1 protein-coding gene is annotated in these 848 nt (G+C 70.2%); it reads left to right on the top strand.

The window, feature by feature from the left end; all coding sequences use genetic code 11:
* On the top strand, window positions 1-848 hold an 848-nt coding region (locus tag ACFQ36_RS23025; protein ID WP_377017923.1), incomplete at both ends, for a lipoyl synthase.

Here is an 848-nt window from a genome sequence, read left to right as displayed (position 1 = left end):
GAAGGCCTGCACACCGTGTGCGAGGAGGCCGGCTGCCCCAACATCTTCGAATGCTGGGAGGACCGCGAGGCCACCTTTTTGATCGGCGGCTCCGAGTGCACCCGGCGCTGCGACTTCTGCCAGATCGACACCGGCAAGCCCGCCCCCCTGGACGTGACCGAGCCGGAAAAGGTCGCCCGCTCGGTCCGGCAGATGAACCTGCGCTATGCCACCGTCACCGGCGTCGCCCGCGACGACCTGCCCGACGAGGGCGCCTGGCTCTACGCCGAGACCATCCGCCGGATCAAGGAACTGAACCCGGGCACCGGCGTCGAAATCCTGATCCCGGACTTCTCCGGCAGGCCCGAGCACATCCGGGCCATCTGCGAGGCCGCCCCGGAGGTGTTCGCCCACAACGTGGAAACCGTGCCGCGGATCTTCAAGCGCATCCGCCCGGCCTTCCGCTACGAGCGCTCCCTGGACGTGATCGGCCAGGGCCGGGCCGCGGGCATGGTGACCAAGTCGAACCTGATCCTGGGCATGGGCGAGACCCGCGCCGAAGTCTCCGCGGCGCTGGCGGACCTGCACGCGGCCGGCTGCGATTTGATTACCATCACCCAGTACCTGCGCCCGACCGAGCGCCACCACCCGGTGGAGCGCTGGGTCAAGCCGGCCGAGTTCGTGGAGCTGCGCGAGGAGGCCGAGCAGATCGGGTTCCTGGGCGTGATGAGCGGGCCGCTGGTGCGCTCCTCCTACCGGGCCGGCCGGCTCTGGGCCACCGCCATGCGCCGCAAGGGGCGCGAACTGCCCGAGGAACTGGCCCACATTGCCGACGGCATCGAGGACTCCGGCACCACCCGGCAGGAAGC

The organism is Arthrobacter sp. GCM10027362 (assembly GCF_042679445.1).
Taxonomy (GTDB): domain Bacteria; phylum Actinomycetota; class Actinomycetes; order Actinomycetales; family Micrococcaceae; genus Crystallibacter.
Note: the sequence above shows the minus strand (reverse complement) of the source record. Positions and strands in the feature narration are given on the sequence as shown.